The organism is Rhodococcus sp. As11 (assembly GCF_048957735.1).
Taxonomy (GTDB): Bacteria; Actinomycetota; Actinomycetes; order Mycobacteriales; family Mycobacteriaceae; genus Rhodococcus; species Rhodococcus gordoniae.
In genome coordinates, this window is sequence record NZ_JARDJE010000005.1 from 128651 (window position 1) to 147806 (window position 19156).

A 19156-nucleotide genomic window follows, 5' to 3' on the forward strand; every position below is an offset into this window, starting at 1 on the left:
GCGGTTTCTCATCGGCTCCGGGGCGTACGCGACGCGCCGATCCACACTCCTCAACAGGGGTGGACGGGGATCCATTCCCCGCCCTGCCGGACGTGACCGGGTTCACCCGCCGTCGTGGGCATGGTGGCCCGTGCCGGCCGCCTGCCTCACGTCCTGCACCTCGTCGGCGCCGACCACCACGAACTGTCCTATCATGCCGCTGTCCTCGTGTTTGAGCAGGTGACAGTGGTACATGTACGGCACCGCCGGATCGGTGTGGCTACCGAACGGAACGAGCAGACGCACGGTCGCCGCCGGCGGGACGAAGACGGTATCCTTGCGACCGGCCAGGGACGGATGGTCGGGACTCACCCCGGTCATGCCGAGGATCTCGAACTGCACGTCGTGGATGTGGAAGTTGTGGATCGTGCCGCTGACGTTGCGCACCTCCCACAGCTCGGTGGTGCCGGCGACGACCACCTCGTCGATCCGGCCCATGTCCATCTCGCGATCGTTGATGGTCGTCGACGAGGTCAGGTCGATGCGGCGGGTGTTGCTCGGCTCTCCGAGCTCCGGGAGGGTCGTCAACTTCTCCGGAATCGCGGCCGACGACCCGAGGACGGGTGCTGCCCGCAGTTCGAGGACATCCATGCGGTCGTCGCCACCGGAGAAGCGATCCTGCCAGAAACCGGCCTTCAGTTCTGGCGGGGTGCTGCGCAGCACGTGCCTCGAACCTGCTTCCGGCCGGACGACGATCTCGGCGCGCTCGCCCGGCGACAGTTGGAGACTGCGGACGGCCTGCGGCTCCTCGAGCAGACCACCGTCGCTGCCGACGACGAGGAACGGCATCCCGGTGTCGAACGAGAAGTTGTAGACACGTGCGTTCGACGCGTTGAGTACCCGGAGCCGGACCGTCTCGGTGCCGACGTCCAGGAAGGGGCGCGGTGTGCCGTTGACGAGGATCTCGTCGCCGAGCGTCCCGACGTCGGCGAAGATCGCGTTGCTGTCGTCGAGTTGGTCGCCCTCGAACTTCCGGTCCTGGACGACGAGGGGGATGTCGTCGACCCCGTAGTCGTGGGGGAGCGGCGACGTGCCGGGCTCGTCGATCAGGAACATGCCCGCGACACCCCGGTACACGTGCGCGGCGGTGGAACCGTGCAGGTGCGGGTGGTACCAGAGTGTCGCGGCCGGTTGATCGACGGTCCAGTACGGCGACCATGTCGTTCCCGGCTCGATCGGCTGGTGCGGTCCGCCGTCCATCGCCGCGGGCAGGTGCATGCCGTGCCAGTGCATCGTGCTCGTCTCGCCGAGTTCGTTCGTGACGTTCACGCGCACGTTCTCACCGCGCACGGCGCGGAGGGTGGGCCCGAGATAGCTGCCGTTCACTCCCCACGTCCGGGTGTCGGGACCGTGCCCGAGGTCGGTCGTGCCGCGCTGCATGGTCAGGTCGAACACGCGCGTGCCGTCGGCGTCGACGGTGCCCGACTCGACGGGAGGGATGCGCAGGGCGGTGTCGAACTCGACGCCTCCGGTGGTGTCGAGCGCACGCGTGGTCCACGCGTGGACGGCCAGGCCGCCGATGATCGCCACGAACGCGATGAAGAGCACGAAGGGTATGGCGAGCAGACGCACCAGGATTTTCACGCCACCCATGCTCGTTCTCCCACACTGCCGGCACATCCGGCGTGGCACCGGATTTCGTGGTGGGGGAGAACCCTGACGAAACCTCAGGAAACGCTGTGCAGACGTGCCGCCTGCCGCACGAGATGGTCGCGTTCGGGCACGCTGGTCGCCAGGTGCGCGGCTTCCGCATACAACCGGGCCGCCGTCGCCGTATCGCCGGCACGTTCGTGGAGATACGCCGCGGCGGCCGTGTACCGGGGCAGACCGGGATCGAGTTCGGCCAGGGCCGCGAGACCGGCGTGCGGTCCGTCGGCCTCCCCGAGAGCGACGGCACGGTTGAGGCGGGCCACGGGATTGTCGGTGAACCGCAGGAGTTCGTCGTACCACTCGACGATCTGCACCCAGTCCGTCTCTTCTGCGGTACGCGCATCGGCGTGCAGGGCGGCGACGGCCGCCTGCGCCTGGAACTCCCCGAGCCGATCGCGGGCGAGTGCGGCCTGCAGGATCTCCACGCCTTCACCGATCATCTGCGTGTCCCACGATCGGCGGTCCTGTTCGGCGAGGGGGACGAGGCTGCCGTCCGGTCGGGTGCGTGCCGGGCGCCGGGCGTGGTGCAACAGCATCAGCGCGAGCAGACCCGACACCTCCTCGTGATCGATCACCGCTGCCAGCCGGCGCGTGAGCCGGATGGCCTCGGTTGCCAGATCGACGTCGCCCGAATAGCCCTCGTTGAACACGAGATAGAGCACCCGTAGCACCGTCGCGACGTCCCCCGGCCGGTCCAGCCGGACGTCCGCGATCGTGCGCTTGGCCCGGCTGATGCGTTGGGCCATCGTCGCTTCCGGGACGAGACAGGCCTGCGCGATCTGCCGGGTGGTCAACCCACCGACGGCCCGCAGGGTGAGCGCGACCGCCGATCCGGGCGTGAGCGACGGGTGGGCACACAGGAAGTACAACGCGAGCGTGTCGTCCACCGGTGCGCCCGGACCGGGCCGGGGCTCGGCGTCGACGAGGATCTCGCGGCGTCGACGGGAGCTGTCGGCGCGCACGGTGTCGAGAAACCGGCGCCACGCCACCGCGACCAGCCAGCCCTTCGGATCGCGCGGCGGGTCCTCCGGCCACACCCGCAGGGCTTCGACGAGCGCGTCCTGCACGGCATCCTCGGCCGACGCGAAATCCGCTCCGCGGCGGACGAGGATGCCGATCACGGTGGGGACGAGCGTGCGCAACAGCGCCTCGTCCATATCTCACTCCGTGACGGTCGGCGGCTCGGACATGAACGGGCGCACCTCGAGCCATTCGTGGATCGGCTTCCCACCGGCTCCCGGCGCGGCCGACAGTTCGGCGGCCAACTCCAGTGCCCGGTCGTAGCTGTCGGTGTCGATCACCATCCATCCGGCGATGAGATCCTTCGTCTCCGGGAACGGCCCGTCGGTGACCGGTGGACGTCCCTCGCCGTCATAGCGGACGAAGGTGCCCTCCGGGGAGAGCGCCTGCGCGTCGACGAATTCGCCGGTGCTTTCGAGACGAGCGGCGAAGTCCTGCATGAAACGGATGTGGGCCGACACCTCCTCCGGCTCCCACTGATCCATGGGTACGTCGTTCACCGCTGCCGGGGCGCCGCGGTAATGCTTGAGCAGCAGGTACCTGGCCATGATGTTCTCCTCTGTGCGGTACGGCCCATTGTGGCCGCGTTCATGGAGGAGACGGAACCGCTTCACGATTCTCGACATCCCGTCCCCGCCCGTTCGCGGTTAGGGTCACGGTATGCGTGTTCATCTCGGCCCCGGCCACGACGACCACCTCGCCGCAGCGATCGTCTCCGGCGGCGGAACCCTCTCCGAACTGCACGACGCCGATGCCCTGGTGTGGGACGGCAGCGCCGAGGAGTTCCCCGACCTGCCCGACACCGTGCGGTGGGTGCAGCTCACCTATGCCGGCATCGAACCGTTCTTCCGGGCCGGTCTGATCGACGACCGGCGGGTGTGGGCGAACGCGTCCGGTGTGTACGCCGACAACGTGGCCGAATATGCGGTGGGAGCGCTGCTCGTGGGGTTGCGCCAGTTCCACGCCTCGGTCGCCGCGAAGCGGTGGACGAAGGATGTTCTCGACCCGCGGGTGCGGACCCTCCACGGATCGACCGTGGCCATCGTCGGATGCGGCGGTATCGGCCGGGCGATGATTCCGCGTCTGCAGGCCCTCGGCGCGCACGTCGTCGCGGTCAACCGTTCGGGCCGACCCGTCGACGGCGCGAAGGTCACGTTGCCGGCCGACCGCACGTCGGAGGTGTGGTCGATGGCCGATCACTTCGTCGTCGCCGCACCCGCGACCGCCGAGACCGATCATCTCGTCGACGCCGCCGCGCTCGCGGCGATGCCCGGGTCGGCATGGCTCGTGAACGTCGCGCGGGGCAACCTCGTCGACACCGACGCGTTGGTGGAGGCGCTCGGGGACGGTGCGATCGCCGGGGCGGTCCTCGACGTGACCGATCCCGAACCGTTGCCCGACGGTCATCCGCTGTGGGATCTCGACAACGCCGTGATCACACCGCACATCGCCAACACGCGCAGCCGGCTGACGCAGACGTTCGCGCCGACCCTCGAGGAGAACGTGCGCCGGTTCGTCGCGGGTGAGGAGTTGATCGCCCGGGTCGATGCGAACGCGGGTTACTGAGGCCGCTCGGCCGCCTTCTTGATCGCGGACAGGCGACGGTCCCAGCCGGTCCCCACCGCGTCGATCGCACGCCCGACCGCGCTCAGCCGCGATCCGGCGGCGGAGAAGCGGATTTCCCGCCCGGCGCGCTCGGAGGTCACGAGACCGCACCGTTCGAGCACCGCCAGATGCTTGGCGATGGCCTGACGGGAGACCGTGAACTCGGCCGCGAGCCCGGACGCCGACGCCGGGGATCGGCCCAGTCGCTGCAGGATGCGCCACCGGGTGTCGTCGGCCAGGGCCGCGAAGACGGGATGCAGGTCGGCGGAGAACTCAGCGTCGGGCAACGCTTCCGTCTTTCTCGAGATGTCGCTTGGCGATCTCCAGTTCGGTGGTCCAGCCGCGGGAGTTCTCCTCGAAGCGGGTGCGGCGTTCGCTCGCGTCGCCGGGCAGGGAGTCGAATCCGGTTTCCGTGACGCGTAATTCGGTCATCCCGGTGTCGAGGGTGGTGAGCCGGAACTCGACGAGGGTCGACGGACTGTCGGGATCGGTGTGGTCGGCGAGCCAGCGGAAGGCCGCGTAGTGCGGTTCGTCGAGGGTCACGGTGCGGAAGACGAAGGCGCCGTGGACCGGATCGTGCACGGTGGTGAGGTCTCCGTCGTGTTCGAGGCGATGCGCGGTCCACTCGTGGTCGTTGATGTACCAGCCGGGTTCGGCCACGAGTGTCCACACCCGCTCCACGGGGGCGTCGATGGTGATGTCGCGTTCGATGCGGTCGAGTTCGTCGGTCATGACTGTCTCCTCCGATGGGAATGCAACTCCAGGGTTGCATCACATCGCTCATGATGCAACCGCCTGGTTGCAGTCGATCGCGCAGTTCTCGTCGGCGGCTCCCGGTGTGACGCGACAAGAACTGCATGTGTTCGAGCATCGTGTTCGAACGCATGTGCGATACTGAACCGGTCGAGGAGGTGTCGGAGTGGGATGGGGAAACGGGCCGCCGACCTGGTCGGAGATGGAGCGTGTGCTCTCGGGACGACCCGGCACTTCCCGCCGCGATGCCGAACATCCCGGCGACGGGGGCGACAGCCCGGCGTGGTCGCGTACCCGCGCCGAGTACGGGGCGCGGGTCCGTCGTCCGGAGGGACCGGTCGTGCCCTACGCCGAACTGCACGCACACTCCGCGTTCAGCTTCCTCGACGGTGCCTCCACACCGGAGGAGCTCACCGAGGAGGCGGCACGGCTCGGCCTCGAGGCGCTTGCGGTGACCGACCACGACGGACTGTACGGAGCGGTGCGATTCGCCGAAGCCGCACGCGAACTCGACATCCGCACCGTCTTCGGAGCCGAACTGGGCCTCGGCGATGCCCACCTGCTCGTCCTCGCCCGCGGGCAGGAGGGCTATCGACTCCTGTCGCGGCAGATCGCCCACGCTCACCTCACGGGAGGGGAGAAGAACAACCCGACGTACGACTACGACGCACTCACCGACGCCGCCGGTGGGCACTGGCAGATCCTCACCGGCTGCCGTCGGGGGCACCTGCGGCAGGCGCTCGCCACGGGCGGGATCCCCGCCGCCGAAGCGGCTTTGCTCGACCTCGTCGACCGGTTCGGCGCCGACCGCGTGACCGTCGAACTCACCCCGCACGGATATCCCGACGACCACGAACGCAACGCCGCCCTCTTCGACCTCGCGTCACGGCACGGCATCCCGTATATCGCAAGCACGGGCGCGCACTTCGCGCACCCCCGGCGGAGACGTCTGGCGATGGCCGTGGCGGCGATCTCCGACCGGCAGAGCCTCGACGACGCCGCCGGCCGGATCCCGCCGGCCGGCGGCGGGCACCTGCGGTCGGGGGAGGAGATGGCACGGCTGTTCGAGGCCTTTCCGGGCGCCGTGCACAACGCCGCCGAGCTCGGTCGGGAATGCGCCTTCGACCTGCGTCTCGTCGCCCCGAAACTGCCGCCCTTCGATGTTCCCGAGGGTCACACCGAATTCACCTGGCTGCGCGAACTCACCTACGACGGGGCGCGTCGTCGTTACGGTCCGGTCGAGCGCCGTCCCGACGCCTATCGGCAGATCGAACACGAACTCGACGTCGTCGGCCGATTGGGGTTCCCGGGATACTTCCTCGTCGTCCACGACATCGTCGACTTCTGCAAGCGGAACGACATCCTCTGTCAGGGAAGGGGATCGGCCGCCAATTCGGCGGTCTGCTACGCCATCGGCATCACCAATGTCGACCCCGTCGGCAACAAGTTGCTGTTCGAACGCTTCCTGTCGCCCGAACGCGACGGTCCGCCCGACATCGACCTCGACATCGAATCCGACCGGCGCGAGGAGGCGATCCAGTACGTCTACCGCAAGTACGGACGGATCAATGCAGCGCAGGTCGCGAACGTCATCACCTACCGCGGTCGATCCGCCGTCCGCGATATGGCCCGCGCTCTCGGATATTCGCAGGGACAGCAGGACGCGTGGAGCAAGCTCATCGGCCGGTGGGGGGGTGTGCGGGCCGAGACCGACGAGCGGATCCCGGAGACGGTTCTCGACCTCGCCGAACAGATCGAAGGTCTCCCGCGGCATCTCGGCATCCATTCGGGCGGAATGGTGATCTGCGACCGGCCCGTCGCCGACGTGTGCCCCGTCGAATGGGCACGGATGGAAGGTCGCACCGTCCTGCAATGGGACAAGGACGACTGTGCCGCAGCAGGTCTCGTGAAGTTCGACCTGCTCGGCCTCGGTATGCTCTCCGCGCTGCACTACATGATCGACCTCGTCGACGAACACGAAGGCGTGCGGGTCGATCTCGCGCATCTCGACCTCTCCGAGCCGGGGGTGTACGAGATGCTGTGCCGTGCAGACTCGGTGGGCGTCTTCCAGGTGGAGTCGCGGGCCCAGATGGCCACTCTGCCGCGGTTGAAGCCGCGCTGCTTCTACGATCTGGTCATCGAGGTGGCCATCATCCGGCCCGGCCCCATCCAGGGTGGTTCGGTGCACCCCTACATCCGGCGGCGCAACGGTCTCGAACCCGTCACCTACGACCATCCGTGCCTCGAGAAGGCCCTCGAACGTACCCTCGGCGTTCCGCTCTTCCAGGAACAACTCATGCAGATGGCCGTCGACGCCGCGGGATTCAGCGCGGCGGAGGCCGATCGGTTGCGTCGCGCCATGGGATCGAAACGATCGACGGAGAAGATGGAGCGTCTGCGCGGACGCCTCTACCAGGGGATGCGAGACCTGCACGGCATCACGGGCGACGTTGCCGACCGCATCTACGAGAAACTCTACGCCTTCGCGAATTTCGGTTTCCCCGAGAGTCATTCGCAGAGCTTCGCCTCGCTTGTGTTCTATTCGGCGTGGTTCAAGCTGCACCATCCCGCAGCGTTCTGCGCGGGTCTGCTGCGTGCTCAGCCGATGGGTTTCTACTCGCCGCAATCGCTGGTCGCCGATGCCCGACGTCACGGTGTGGTCGTCCACGGCCCCGACATCGCGGCGAGCCTCGCGCACGCCACCCTCGAGAACGAAGGCCGGGAGGTCCGGATCGGCCTGGCCACGGTGCGGAACATCGGCGACGACCTCGCCGAACGCATCGTGGCCGAACGTCGCGACCACGGCCCGTACACCTCACCCGCCGATCTCGCCGCCCGCGTCGGTCCCACCACGGCGCAGATCGAGGCCCTGGCCACCGCGGGAGCGTTCTCCTCGTTCGGCATCACCCGCCGCGAAGCTCTCTGGGGTGCGGCTCCGGCGGCGGCGCAACGCCCCGGGCGGCTTCCCGGGGTCGGGACGGTGCCGGCTCCGGCCCTGCCGGGGATGAGCGCTCTCGAACTCGCCGCCGCCGACGTCTGGGCCACGGGAATCTCGCCCGACAGCTATCCGACGCAATTCCTGCGCAAGAGGCTCGACGAACTCGGGGTGATCCCGGCCGCGGAACTGCCGCAGGTCCCCGACGGGACGCGCATCCTCGTCGGCGGGGCCGTGACCCACCGGCAGCGACCTGCAACCGCCGCCGGTGTCACCTTCCTCAACCTCGAGGACGAGACCGGGATGGTGAACGTGGTGTGCTCGGTGGGGTTGTGGGCGCGCTACCGCACCGTGGCCCACACCGCACCCGCCCTGCTCGTCCGTGGTCGGCTCCAGAACGCCGAAGGGGTGGTCGCCCTCCTCGCCGATCACCTCGATCCCATGGATCTGCGGATGCCGAGCAGATCACGCGATTTTCGTTAGCATTCCCGAGTGTGAAACGCCTGTCGGTGATGTCGTTGGCTCTGTTCGCGTTGGTCGTCACAGGATGCGACGAGGGTGGGGGAGGTGAGGGCTCGTCGGCCTCCGCGCCCGCGATCTCGGCACCCGCGATCACCGACGGCGGCCTCCGGGAGTCGCAACCCGTCGAGGAGCCCGACCGCAAGGAGGTCGTCACCGGCTACCTCCACATGGATGCCGGCGATCCCGTGGCGACGGGCCGCCGGGTCGCGACGGTGGTCGAGGAGGCCGGTGGACGCGTCGACTCCCTCACCGAGCAACCCGAGGCGAGCAGCGTGCTGACCGTGCGGGTGCCCGCCGGCCGGCTCGACGAGGTCGTCGACGAGATCCGCACGCTCGGTCGCATCACGAGCCTGAGTACCACCCGCGACGACGTGACGATGCAGTACACCGACCTCGAAGCGCGGGTGGGTGCGCTGCGGGCCTCGGTCGACCGCCTGCGGGCATTGCTCGAATCGTCGGCGGACGTCGAAGCGCTGATCGCCGCCGAGACCGCCCTGGCCGAACGCCAGGCCGAACTCGACAGCCTCGAAGCCCAGCGACGGCAGCTGGGCGACAGGATCGAACTGTCCACGCTCACCGTCGACATCACCACCGATCGCCTTCCCTCGGAGCAGGACAGCTTCTGGGACGGGCTGGTCGCGGGATGGAACAGCCTGTGGGCCGCATTGGGGGCCGCGGTGGTCGGTATCGGCGCCGCGCTACCGTGGGTGGCGTTCCTGTGCGTGTGCGCCGGTGTCCTCTACCTGGTCATCCGGCTCATCACCCGACGGGGACGTTCGTCCGGAACCACCGGGACGCCCGACACCGAGAGGACCGACAGCGATGCGTGAGGTCGACCTGGCCGCACTCGAATCCGCACTCACCGACGGAGCCACCGTCATCGACGTGCGGGAACGCGACGAATACGCCCAGGTACGTGTACCCGGCGTCACGAACATCCCGCTCAGCGAGTTCGTCGCGCGGGTCGACGAGATCCCCACCGACGGCACCGTCTACGTCGTCTGCGCCGTGGGTGGCCGCAGCCTGCAGGCCGCGCAGTATCTCGCCGCTCGCGGTGTCGACGCCGTGTCCGTCGCGGGCGGCACCGACGCATGGGCCGGCTCGGGTCGTCCGGTGGAGAGCGACGCCTAGACCGCGCCGGGGAAACCGTGCTGCCGCCACGCCTCGTAGCAGGCGACAGCGGCGGCGTTCGACAGATTCAGTGAACGCCGCCCGGGCAGCATGGGGATGCGGACCTGCTCGGTGACGTGCGGGTCGGCGAGCACCTCGGGCGACAGCCCGGTCGGTTCGGGTCCGAACAGCAGCACGTCGCCCGCACGGTACTCGATCTCCGCGTAGCTCGACGTGCCGTGCGCGGTGAACGCGAACACCCGCTCGGGGGCAAGCGCCGCCCACGCGGCCGCGAGACTGCTGTGCACGGTGACCGACGCGAGGTCGTGGTAGTCCAGGCCCGCGCGGCGCAGTTTCGGCTCGGACAGGTCGAATCCGAGGGGTTCCACCAGGTGCAGTTCCGCGCCGGTCGCGGCGACCATGCGTATGGCATTGCCGGTGTTGGGGGGAATGCGCGGCTCGTGGAACATCACTCTGAACACTCGATCCAGCTTGCCAGAGGCGCGTCGGCGTCCCGCACGCGCGTAGCGCCGATCTCGGCGTAGTGAGGGCACGCGTGTTTTCATTCTCGTGTCGTGGTTCGACATATCGACCGCTGGGGGATGCATGGCGTCACCGGTAGCGACGTACGTCTCGGCGGTACGCAGCTTCTCGGAGCTTGTCCGTGCCGTGCCGGAGGACCGGTGGGACGGTCCGGGCCTGGGCGAGTGGGACCTCCGATCGTTGATCGGACACACCTCACGCTCGTTGACGACCGTCGCGACGTATCTCGACAGTCCTGCCGACACCGAGGACCTCGCGAGCGCGGAGCAGTACTACGTCCACGTCGAGGAACCGACCTCGGCCCTCGGCGCGGGCGACATCGTCGAACGCGGGCGGCGTGCCGGTGCCGACCTCGGTGACGACCCGGTGGCGACGATCGGTGCCCTGTCGGCTGCGGTGATCGAGCGGCTCGGTACCGGGGAGGATCGTCTGATCCGGGTGATCGGAGGATCGGGGATCCGGCTGCATTCCTACCTCCCGACACGCACCTTCGAACTCGCCGTCCACGGTCTCGACATCGCCGCCGCCGCGGATGTTCCCTACGAACCTCCCGCCGAGGTTCTCGAGCAGGCCACCCTGCTGGCGGCGAGAATCGCGCTGGCACTCGGCGACGGCACGACCGTGCTGCGGGCATTGACCGGTCGGATGGAGTTGCCGAGCGGCTATTCCGTCGTGTGAGCGGAGAGGTTCAGCGCGACCGGGACCGGAACATCGAATCCTCCAGCAGCGCAAGCACGGATGCCGGGGGAGGCAATCGCGCGATCTCGTCGCGCAACCGTTCGGCGCCGGGGCGGAGAGAGCCCGAGGACAACGCATCGAGGGTGATCTCTCCGATCTCCGCCGAGGTTGCGGTGACGGGAGCGACCGTGGTCCCTGCGCCCAGCGCGACCAGCCGTCGGGCGTTGAGTTCCTGGTCCGCGCCCATCGGAAGCGCGACGACCGGAACGCCGTGGGCGAGCGCACCGACGACGCTACCCGATCCGCCGTGGTTGACGACGACATCGACGTGCGGGAGCACGGCCGACTGGGGCACGAACCGCTCGATGCGGACGTTGCCGCCCGGTGACGGCAGGGTGGCCGGGTCGACGTCGCGGCCGACGGTGACGAGCACGCGCGCAGGTAGTCGGTGCAGCCCCCGGAGGAGACGGACGAAGAGATCGCCGGACTCGGTGTTGAAGACGGTGCCCAGCGTGACGTACACGCGGTGGGGCTCCTTGCCGCCACGAAGCCAGTCGACTGCGAGATGTCCGTGGGGCGCGGGTGATGGGCCCGGCCCTGTCGAGACGGCTGTGGCAGACAGCGGGACGTCAGGATCACGGAACGACGGTGGGAACGGTGAGATGACCAAATCCTGTGTCAGGAACGAGCACTCGTGATCGGAAGGGAGGTCGTGGGCGGCCCGTAGTCGTCGCAGTGGCTCACGGATGCGGTCGATCCGGACGAGCGCTCCGGAGGCGATCACGTCGACCACCACGCGGGGAACGGCGGCGTGCTCGGCCGCCGTCATCGCACCGAAGTCCATCTCGTCGCAGATCAGCAGATCCGGATGCCAGCGGTCGACGACCTCGCGGACCAGGTCGAATCGTCGCGATGCGAGCACATCGGCGAAGTGGGTGCCGATCACCGAGTACTCGTGGTCGAGATCCGGAGGAGCGAGCGTGCCTATGGACCGGCCGGAAGGGGATGTCGTGTCTCCCTCGGGGAAGTACGCGTCGAAGCCTCGAGTGCCTGCGAGGACGTCCGCGTCCCCACACACGCCGATAGGATGGCCGGCTCCGCGCAGGACGTCGGCGATCGGGAGCATCGGTGCGAGATGGCCGAGGCCGCCTGCGAACGCGAACAGGACGCGACGCGCGGCCCGGCCTCGTGTGCTGCCGGTCGTCGCTCCGACTCGGTGTGCCATGGCCGAATTACACCGCGCGAGGCTCGTGTTCGCGAATCGCCGATCGGGTGTGGCCCCGAGCGGTACCTGGTTCAATCGACAGGGCATCAGCAGCGGGCGACCCGGGAGAGAACCATCACGATGACACGCCGACGCGGAATCCGACTGGCCGCGCGGGACGCACTCCACGTCTTCGTGGAGGACGCGGACCCCGAGGCTCCGCCGTCGACCATGGTGAGTGTCTACGTGTTCGACGCCCGAGCGGGCGACGCTCCCATCCGCACCCGTGAGGACGCCGTCACCTGGATCGGACAGCGCCTGCACCGCATACCGGCGCTCACCCGCCGTCTGCACCGGGTGCCGGCGAACCTCGACTTTCCCTTCTGGGTGGAGACGGACGTCGATCCGGACCGTCACGTCCGGTACGAGACGATCGGTCCGACCTCACGCAGCGAGGTGCATCGGCTGCTCGCCTCGATGAAGGAACGCCGTCTCGATCTGTCCGCACCCCCGTGGGAAGTGCACGTCCTGGCCGACATCCGTGGTGTCGACGACCTCCCCGACGGCGCCACCGTCGTCGCGCTGCTCCTCCACCACTCGGTGACCGACGGACTCGGAGCCGTCGATATCGCTCGTGCGTTGTTCGACGATCCTGCGGCCGCCCCTTCGGCCGGAGGACGCGTCGTCGCCGTGCCCGGACCGGTCCGCGCGGCGGTCTCGCTGCCCTTCCGGTACGCGAGGATGCTCCCGGCTCTGGTCGCAGCGCGCCGCGCACGACGAACGCTGGGTGACCTCGCCGCCTCGGGGGCGATCACCGCGCCCCGACCACACCGCCCCCGCACGCGTTTCGACACCGACACGAACGGACCCTGCCGGCTCGGCGTCGTCCGTATGCCCCTGCCGGAGGTGCGTGCCGTCGCGCGCGCCACGCAGACCTCGGTGAACGATGTGATCCTGACCGTCGTCTCGGGCGGATTGCGCTCCTACCTCGGTTGCTACGACGAGATTCCGGCGGTCTCGCCGGCGGCGGTCGTTCCGGGATCGCTCCGCGACCGTGTAGGGACGGAGTCGGAGAACAAGGTGACACTCCTGTATATCGACCTGCACATCGATCGGACCGGCCCGCGCGAACGACTCCGCCGTATCCACGAGTCGGCAGCGCTCGAGAAGCACCGGATCCGGCGTCCGGAGTCGGCCGCATCCGTTGCTGCAGTGGATGCAGCGCCCGCGTTCGATCTGGTGATGTCGATCCGACGTGCACACCGCGGACCGGTAGGGCCCAGGGGAGAAGTGGTACCACTGGCCAACACCACGGTGACGAATGTCCCCCGCGGCCCGGTCGAGGGACTCCGATTCGGTGACAGTCCGGCCGTCGAGGCGATCGGTACTCCGATGCTCAACCGGAACTACGGCCTCGTCCATTCCGCGACGTCGCTCGGCGAGGTCCTCACCTTGTCCTTTCTGGCATCGGAATCCTGCATGCCCGACCCGGACGAGTACGAGCGGTATCTCGTCGCCGCCTTCGCGGAACTGTCCCGGGACTGCCTGCCTCCACACGGGCGAGCAGCCGCCGCTACCGGCCGCGCTTCGACGTCGGACGGGCGCCTGGAAGAATGAGCGATGTGACTGCGACGATCCTGGACGGCAAAGCAACCCGCGACGAAATCTTCGAGGACCTGAAGGTCCGCGTGGAAGCACTGAAGGACAAGGGCGTCACGCCCGGCCTCGGGACGATCCTCGTCGGAGACGATCCGGGATCCGCGGCCTACGTGCGCGGCAAGCACAACGACTGCGCGAAGGTCGGCATCACGTCGATCCGCAAGGATCTGCCTGCCGACATCACCCAGGAGCAGCTGTTCGAGGCGATCGACGAGCTCAACGCCGACCCCGCCTGTACCGGCTACATCGTCCAGCTCCCGCTGCCGAAGCATCTCGACGAGAACGCGGCGCTCGAGCGCATGGATCCGGGCAAGGACGCCGACGGTCTGCACCCGGTCAACCTCGGCCGTCTCGTCCTCGGCAAGGAGGCCCCGCTGCCGTGCACGCCGCGCGGCATCCTCCACCTGCTGCGCCGCTACGACGTGGAGATCGCCGGTGCGCACGTGGTGGTGGTCGGCCGTGGCGTCACCGTCGGTCGCCCGATCGGGCTGCTCCTGACCCGTCGTTCGGAGAATGCGACGGTCACCCTCTGCCACACCGGCACCCGCGACCTCGCCGCCGAGGTGCGTCGCGCTGACATCGTCGTCGCGGCCGCGGGTGTTCCCGGCCTCGTGACGGCCGACATGGTCAAGCCCGGCGCTGCGGTGCTGGACGTGGGCGTCTCCCGCACCGAGGACGGACTGCGCGGCGACGTCGCCGCGGATGTGCGTGACGTCGCAGGCTTCCTGTCCCCGAACCCCGGGGGTGTCGGCCCGCTCACCCGCGCGTTCCTGCTGAGCAACGTCGTGGAGCGGGCCGAGCAGCTCGCCGCCCGGTAACGGGTCGACAACCCCGGGAGACGAGATGGCTCAGGCTCTGCGATTCACGCGTCTGAACCTGCCGCTGCTCGCGGTCACCCTGGTGATCGCGGCAGCGGTGATCCTGGTGCTCGCCGACCGATGGCGACGCGGAGCGTTCGTCTTCGGCGGCGCGACGATCCTCGCCGGTCTGTTCCGCTGGGTTCTCGACGAAGACAAGGTCGGTGTCCTCGCGGTACGCAGCAAGGGATTCGATGTTGCGTCGATGATGATCGTCGGCGGCATCGTGGTGGCGCTCGCCGCGTCGATCGACCCGCTGGGAACCGACTAACCTTCGGCGAGCTTCATGAGTTCGGCGAGGAGCTTGGCGACCTCGTCGGCCTCGGTGAGGAAGCCGTCGTGCCCGTCGCGCGAGACGAGTACTCGCAGTTCACCCGATCCCGGGAGGAGATCGGCGATCTCCTGCTGCAGGCGCAGCGGGTACAGCCGGTCGGAATCGACGCCGGCGACGATCGTCGGAACCGGGGTGGACCCGAGGGCGGCTTCGACACCGCCGCGTCCGCGCCCGACGTCGTGCCGGTTCATCACGTCGGACAACAGCACGTAGGTACCGGGATCGAAGCGCGCGACGAGTTTGCGCGCCTGGTGTTCGAGATAGCTCTGCACGGCGTACCGGCCGCCTCGCCACGGATCCTCACCGTCCTGGGGGAGATTCCCGAAGCGGGTGTCGAGTTCGAACTCGGTTCGGTAGGTGAGGTGCGCGATGGTCCGGGCAATGGCGAGCCCGGCTTCGGGGCGCCGTCCCGTGTCGTAGTAGTCGCCACCCTGCCAGTCGGGGTCGGCCGTGATGGCCGTGATCTGCGCACTCTGGGTGCCGATCTGGTCGGCGGTGGCGCGGGCGCCGGTGGCGAGGACGAGCGACGCCCGTACGCGCTCGGGATGGGTGATGATCCACTCGAGGGTGCGCATGCCGCCCATCGAACCCCCGGTCACGGCCGCGAGAACGTCGATGCCGAGCTTGTCGAGCAGGGACGCTTCGGCGGCTACCTGATCGCGCACGGTGATCAGGGGAAAGCGGGAACCCCACGCCTTGCCGTCGGGTGCGGTGCTGCCGGGGCCGGTGGTTCCGCGGCAACCGCCGAGGATGTTGGTGGAGACGACGCACCAGCGATCGGTGTCGATGGGCGCGCCGGGGCCGACCATGCCCGACCACCAGCCGGGGGACGGATGATTCGGCCCGGCGGGGCCGGTGACGTGCGAGTCGCCGGTGAGGGCGTGTTCGACGAGCACGACGTTGTCGCGAGCGGGGGACAGCTCACCCCATCTCTGCACGGCGACCGTGACGTTCGGCAGTGTCTCACCGCTCTCGAGGACGAGATCTCCGATGTCGATGTTCTCGAGGCGTCCGTCCGCCGGGGGCAGTTCGACACGACGACGCTCGGTGCCCGCCGTCAAGAGGTGACCGCCTCGACGCTCGGGCAGTGGTGGCAGCGCCGGCTGCGGATGTCGGTCATCGTGTCCTTCCGGCGGTGGTGGGAGGGTCGATCGTGGTTTGCGTGCGACAGCACATCATCATGTCCATCCTCCCGACAGCAGGCTTGTCGGCGGGGGCCCGCCGACCGTGTCCTCACCCGGAGCACCCCACCCCGGTCGGAGGGTTGCCGGCCAGCAAGCCGGGGCTTGACGCTGGCGCTCATGACTATCCGGGCAGTCTAGCGACTCTCCGCCGCAGGGTCTTATGCACCCTCTGAACAGGCCTGACCAGCATGAAAGTTACCGACCGGTAAGGCGCAGGGGTGGGGCGGGGCGCTTTGCGGACGCCACGAATAGCAGTACGCTTGTCATGTTTGGCCGGGGTTCAGGACGTGGACACGGCCATGCTCGCGCACAGCGAGCCGACGGCGATCGCACCCACAAAGTGCGGTCGATTGGGGACCACAGAAACGTCCTAGGAGGACACGAAGCGCATATGTCCAAGATCAAGGTTGAGGGTAAGGTCGTCGAGCTCGACGGCGACGAGATGACCCGCATCATCTGGCAGTTCATCAAAGACAAGCTGATCCACCCGTACCTGGACGTGGATCTCGAGTACTACGACCTCGGCGTGGAACACCGCGACGCCACCGACGATCAGGTGACGATCGACGCGGCGAACGCCATCAAGAAGCACAACGTCGGTGTCAAGTGCGCCACCATCACTCCCGACGAAGCGCGTGTCGAAGAGTTCGGTCTGAAGAAGATGTGGCGGTCGCCCAACGGCACCATCCGTAACATCCTCGGCGGCACCATCTTCCGTGCGCCCATCATCATCTCGAACGTGCCGCGTCTGGTACCGGGCTGGACCAAGCCCGTCATCGTCGGCCGCCACGCGTTCGGCGACCAGTACCGCGCCACCGACTTCAAGGTCGACCGCCCGGGCACCGTCACCATCACCTTCACGCCGGAGGACGGCAGCGAGCCGATCCAGCACGAGGTCTGCCGGATCCCCGAGGACGGCGGCGTCGTCATGGGTATGTACAACTACAAGAAGTCCATCCAGGACTTCGCGCGCGCCTCGCTCTCGTACGGCCTGCAGCGCAACTACCCGGTCTACCTGTCGACCAAGAACACGATCCTGAAGGCCTACGACGGCATGTTCAAGGACGAGTTCCAGCGGATCTACGAGGAAGAGTTCAAGGCGGAGTTCGACGCCGCGGGCCTCACCTACGAGCACCGCCTCATCGACGACATGGTCGCGTCGTCCCTCAAGTGGGAGGGCGGCTACGTCTGGGCCTGCAAGAACTACGACGGCGACGTCCAGTCCGACACCGTTGCCCAGGGCTACGGCTCGCTGGGCCTGATGACCTCCGTCCTGATGACCCCGGACGGCAAGACCGTCGAGGCGGAGGCCGCACACGGCACCGTCACGCGGCACTACCGCCAGCATCAGCAGGGCAAGCCGACGTCGACCAACCCGATCGCGTCGATCTTCGCCTGGACCCGCGGCCTCGAGCACCGCGGCAAGCTGGACAACACCCCCGAGGTCATCGAGTTCGCGCAGCAGCTCGAGGACGTCGTCATCAAGACCGTCGAAGCCGGTCAGATGACCAAGGACCTCGCACTGCTCGTCGGCCCGGAGCAGGGCTGGCTGACCACCGAGGAGTTCCTCGGCGCACTCGACGAGAACCTGCAGAAGGCTCGCGCCTGACCTTCGGCTCGTTTCTCGGCAGCACGAACACGGGACGCCCGCACCGGGCGTCCCGTGTCGTGTTTCCCGAGCACTCCGGGCACGGGCTACCGTTCCGTGTACCACTGTCAGTCGCATCACCGCCGCAGTGCCCGGGAGGAGGACGGCCGTGACCACCACTGGTGCCGACTCCGAAGGTCGCGGCGGGGCGCATGCCCGCCGGCGCTTCTGGACCCGGGTGTGGGCGCTGATGTTCGGCTCGGCGCTGGCCTACCTGCCGGTCGCCCTCGCCCCGAACATGATCCACGCGATCGCCCGCCGAACCGACGAACTGGCCTACGACCGGTCCACGCCGGTGCGCAGCGGCGTGCTCACCACCCTCACGATGGGCGAGGCCGCCGCCGTTCTCGGGGTCCTCGCCGCCCTCGTCATCGCGCTCAATCTCATCGCCTGGTCGCTCGGGCCGGCCGTCACCTCCGACGGTGCGCCCCGCGCGACCGAGGCCCTGCGTCTCGAACACCTGGAACTGTGCGGGTCGGTCTTCGGAGTGGGAGCGACGATGACCTTCGTCGCAGCGCTGCTCGACGGCCTCCCATACTCCGTGGATCTGGCGGCGCTGCTGCTGTTCCCCGCCGTGTTCGTGATCGTGGTGCTCAGCCAGGACCTGTTCCTCGCGACCCAGCGCGGTGTCGGTGCCCGTCGTCTGCTGCGGAGAGAGGCCTCGCTGCTGCGCCGACGCGAGCTGCTCGCCACGGCGGCGAGACTCCGACCGCGCGACCCACGGGCATCCGTCCACCCCTTCGCGGCACTCGCCGTCGAACTCGTCCTGCTGGCCGTCGTCACGGTGGCGACAGGACTGCTCATGATCATGGTGTTCGACGAGGAACGGGGCGCTGGGCCGGCGCTGGACTCCTCCGACGTCGTCTTCGTGGTCGTGACCTCGGCGCTCACGATGTTCACGGCGGTCCTGCTCGTGCTGTGGACGGTCCGCTGCTGGCTGCTCCGCCGGTACGTCGGCGCGGTCCTGGCCGCGGCCCTGGGCGGCATCCTCTACGTCGTGGTCGGAGCGGGAATCGTCTGGGCGGCGCTCGACGAGGACGCCGTCGCCGAAGCGGTCGCGTCCGCCGCCGTCCTGTACGCCTGGATCCTCCTGCCGGCGGCCGTTCTCCTCGTCGGCACGATCGGGATCGGCCGGCGGGGTCGGTTCCCGGGTGTCACCGCCACGCTGCGTGCCGCGCTGCTGCGCGAGCGGTACCGGCTACGGCGCGCCGACGGCGACGGTGGCCGGAGGAACGGTCGCGCGGGCGGTTCCGCCCCGACGCTTCGTCATCTGATCGGACGGGCGCGCACCGTCGCCCGTGCGGCCGCGCGACAGCCGTCCCGGCGCGAGCCGGACACCCGATTCGGGACTGTTCGTTCCGGACGTCGCCCTCGCCGCATCCGGTGACGGCGAACCCGGCCACGTCGCCGATGTC

18 protein-coding genes and 1 riboswitch are annotated in these 19156 nt (G+C 68.7%); of the genes, 10 read left to right on the forward strand and 8 right to left on the reverse strand.

Going from position 1 to position 19156, the window contains the following annotated elements:
- Positions 1 to 102: 102 nt before the first annotated feature.
- The 3 genes from PV766_RS08435 to PV766_RS08445 all read right to left on the reverse strand — a co-directional run bounded on the left by PV766_RS08435 (position 103) and on the right by PV766_RS08445 (position 3257).
- Positions 103 to 1632 carry a multicopper oxidase family protein gene (locus PV766_RS08435; protein WP_421096861.1) on the reverse strand — a complete coding sequence of 510 codons (1530 nt, stop codon included), beginning with the start codon at positions 1630 to 1632 and terminating at the stop codon, positions 103 to 105.
- A gap of 74 nt (positions 1633 to 1706) precedes the next feature.
- Positions 1707 to 2846, reverse strand: coding sequence for an RNA polymerase sigma factor (locus PV766_RS08440; protein WP_421096862.1), 1140 nt, complete (start codon positions 2844 to 2846; stop codon positions 1707 to 1709).
- A 3-nt stretch (positions 2847 to 2849) separates the two neighbouring features.
- Positions 2850 to 3257: a YciI family protein gene (locus tag PV766_RS08445; protein ID WP_129976456.1), complete on the reverse strand. Its 408-nt coding sequence runs from the start codon at positions 3255 to 3257 to the stop codon at positions 2850 to 2852.
- A 112-nt stretch (positions 3258 to 3369) separates the two neighbouring features.
- Here PV766_RS08445 and PV766_RS08450 point away from each other — a divergent pair, with 112 nt between their 5' ends.
- Complete coding sequence (locus tag PV766_RS08450) at positions 3370 to 4275, forward strand: D-isomer specific 2-hydroxyacid dehydrogenase family protein (RefSeq protein WP_421096863.1); 906 nt, start codon at positions 3370 to 3372, stop codon at positions 4273 to 4275.
- Here the strand turns inward: PV766_RS08450 and PV766_RS08455 are convergent.
- A complete protein-coding gene (locus tag PV766_RS08455) occupies positions 4269 to 4601 on the reverse strand; it encodes an ArsR/SmtB family transcription factor (protein WP_129976454.1) in 333 nt (110 codons plus the stop codon). The two genes, PV766_RS08450 and PV766_RS08455, sit on opposite strands and share 7 nt — an antisense overlap.
- A complete protein-coding gene (locus PV766_RS08460) occupies positions 4588 to 5046 on the reverse strand; it encodes an SRPBCC domain-containing protein (protein ID WP_129976453.1) in 459 nt (152 codons plus the stop codon). The genes PV766_RS08455 and PV766_RS08460 overlap by 14 nt, the downstream gene beginning before the upstream one ends.
- A gap of 187 nt (positions 5047 to 5233) precedes the next feature.
- On the opposite strand from PV766_RS08460, the gene PV766_RS08465 reads away from it, so the two are divergent.
- Genes PV766_RS08465 through PV766_RS08475 form a run of 3 tightly spaced genes read left to right on the forward strand, consistent with a single transcriptional unit; the run spans position 5234 to position 9655 of the window.
- Positions 5234 to 8485, forward strand: a complete 3252-nt coding sequence (locus PV766_RS08465; protein WP_421096864.1) for an error-prone DNA polymerase — start codon at positions 5234 to 5236, stop codon at positions 8483 to 8485.
- A gap of 11 nt (positions 8486 to 8496) precedes the next feature.
- The gene (locus PV766_RS08470; RefSeq protein ID WP_371053716.1) at positions 8497 to 9354 is read left to right on the forward strand and encodes a DUF4349 domain-containing protein; all 858 of its coding nucleotides are present in this window, start codon (positions 8497 to 8499) and stop codon (positions 9352 to 9354) included.
- Positions 9347 to 9655, forward strand: a complete 309-nt coding sequence (locus PV766_RS08475) for a rhodanese-like domain-containing protein (protein WP_064063851.1) — start codon at positions 9347 to 9349, stop codon at positions 9653 to 9655. Before PV766_RS08470 ends, PV766_RS08475 begins: the two co-directional genes overlap by 8 nt.
- Here the strand turns inward: PV766_RS08475 and PV766_RS08480 are convergent.
- Positions 9652 to 10116: a tRNA (cytidine(34)-2'-O)-methyltransferase gene (locus PV766_RS08480; protein ID WP_081494076.1), complete on the reverse strand. Its 465-nt coding sequence runs from the start codon at positions 10114 to 10116 to the stop codon at positions 9652 to 9654. The genes PV766_RS08475 and PV766_RS08480 overlap by 4 nt on opposite strands.
- A 124-nt stretch (positions 10117 to 10240) precedes the next feature.
- On the opposite strand from PV766_RS08480, the gene PV766_RS08485 reads away from it, so the two are divergent.
- Positions 10241 to 10855 (forward strand): maleylpyruvate isomerase N-terminal domain-containing protein, encoded by a 615-nt coding sequence (locus PV766_RS08485; protein ID WP_421096865.1) that lies wholly within the window; start codon positions 10241 to 10243, stop codon positions 10853 to 10855.
- A gap of 10 nt (positions 10856 to 10865) precedes the next feature.
- Here PV766_RS08485 and PV766_RS08490 read toward each other — a convergent pair whose 3' ends face one another.
- On the reverse strand, positions 10866 to 12080 hold the full coding sequence (locus PV766_RS08490; protein ID WP_421096866.1) for a glycosyltransferase: 1215 nt from the start codon (positions 12078 to 12080) through the stop codon (positions 10866 to 10868).
- Positions 12081 to 12200: 120 nt separating this feature from the next.
- Between PV766_RS08490 and PV766_RS08495 the strand changes: the two genes are divergently transcribed.
- The 3 genes from PV766_RS08495 to PV766_RS08505 are packed head-to-tail and all read left to right on the forward strand — an operon-like array spanning position 12201 to position 14846.
- Complete coding sequence (locus PV766_RS08495) at positions 12201 to 13676, forward strand: wax ester/triacylglycerol synthase domain-containing protein (protein WP_255161401.1); 1476 nt, start codon at positions 12201 to 12203, stop codon at positions 13674 to 13676.
- Positions 13677 to 13681: 5 nt separating this feature from the next.
- Positions 13682 to 14536, forward strand: coding sequence for a bifunctional methylenetetrahydrofolate dehydrogenase/methenyltetrahydrofolate cyclohydrolase (locus tag PV766_RS08500; protein ID WP_255162936.1), 855 nt, complete (start codon positions 13682 to 13684; stop codon positions 14534 to 14536).
- 25 nt (positions 14537 to 14561) lie between these two features.
- Positions 14562 to 14846: a DUF3017 domain-containing protein gene (locus tag PV766_RS08505; RefSeq protein WP_064063856.1), complete on the forward strand. Its 285-nt coding sequence runs from the start codon at positions 14562 to 14564 to the stop codon at positions 14844 to 14846.
- Here the strand turns inward: PV766_RS08505 and metX are convergent.
- The gene (metX, locus tag PV766_RS08510) at positions 14843 to 15970 is read right to left on the reverse strand and encodes a homoserine O-acetyltransferase MetX (RefSeq protein WP_064063857.1); all 1128 of its coding nucleotides are present in this window, start codon (positions 15968 to 15970) and stop codon (positions 14843 to 14845) included. The two genes, PV766_RS08505 and metX, sit on opposite strands and share 4 nt — an antisense overlap.
- Positions 15971 to 16104: 134 nt before the next feature.
- A riboswitch (SAM riboswitch) is annotated at positions 16105 to 16216 on the reverse strand.
- A 268-nt stretch (positions 16217 to 16484) separates the two neighbouring features.
- Here metX and PV766_RS08515 point away from each other — a divergent pair.
- Together PV766_RS08515 and PV766_RS08520 are read left to right on the forward strand one after the other, a co-directional pair.
- Positions 16485 to 17702, forward strand: a complete 1218-nt coding sequence (locus tag PV766_RS08515; RefSeq protein ID WP_016933203.1) for an NADP-dependent isocitrate dehydrogenase — start codon at positions 16485 to 16487, stop codon at positions 17700 to 17702.
- Between the two features lie 148 nt (positions 17703 to 17850).
- Positions 17851 to 19128: a hypothetical protein gene (locus tag PV766_RS08520; RefSeq protein ID WP_421096867.1), complete on the forward strand. Its 1278-nt coding sequence runs from the start codon at positions 17851 to 17853 to the stop codon at positions 19126 to 19128.
- The last annotated feature ends 28 nt before the right edge of the window (positions 19129 to 19156 follow it).

What these genes read in the sequence shown, in the direction of transcription:
- PV766_RS08435 (WP_421096861.1), bottom strand. Translation starts at nt 1,632, where the DNA reads ATGGGTGGCGTGAAAATCCTGGTGCGTCTGCTCGCCATACCCTTCGTG.
- PV766_RS08440 (WP_421096862.1), bottom strand. Translation starts at nt 2,846, where the DNA reads ATGGACGAGGCGCTGTTGCGCACGCTCGTCCCCACCGTGATCGGCATC.
- PV766_RS08445 (WP_129976456.1), bottom strand. Translation starts at nt 3,257, where the DNA reads ATGGCCAGGTACCTGCTGCTCAAGCATTACCGCGGCGCCCCGGCAGCG.
- PV766_RS08450 (WP_421096863.1), top strand. Translation starts at nt 3,370, where the DNA reads ATGCGTGTTCATCTCGGCCCCGGCCACGACGACCACCTCGCCGCAGCG.
- PV766_RS08460 (WP_129976453.1), bottom strand. Translation starts at nt 5,046, where the DNA reads ATGACCGACGAACTCGACCGCATCGAACGCGACATCACCATCGACGCC.
- PV766_RS08475 (WP_064063851.1), top strand. Translation starts at nt 9,347, where the DNA reads ATGCGTGAGGTCGACCTGGCCGCACTCGAATCCGCACTCACCGACGGA.
- PV766_RS08485 (WP_421096865.1), top strand. Translation starts at nt 10,241, where the DNA reads ATGGCGTCACCGGTAGCGACGTACGTCTCGGCGGTACGCAGCTTCTCG.
- PV766_RS08490 (WP_421096866.1), bottom strand. Translation starts at nt 12,080, where the DNA reads ATGGCACACCGAGTCGGAGCGACGACCGGCAGCACACGAGGCCGGGCC.
- PV766_RS08495 (WP_255161401.1), top strand. Translation starts at nt 12,201, where the DNA reads ATGACACGCCGACGCGGAATCCGACTGGCCGCGCGGGACGCACTCCAC.
- PV766_RS08505 (WP_064063856.1), top strand. Translation starts at nt 14,562, where the DNA reads ATGGCTCAGGCTCTGCGATTCACGCGTCTGAACCTGCCGCTGCTCGCG.
- PV766_RS08515 (WP_016933203.1), top strand. Translation starts at nt 16,485, where the DNA reads ATGTCCAAGATCAAGGTTGAGGGTAAGGTCGTCGAGCTCGACGGCGAC.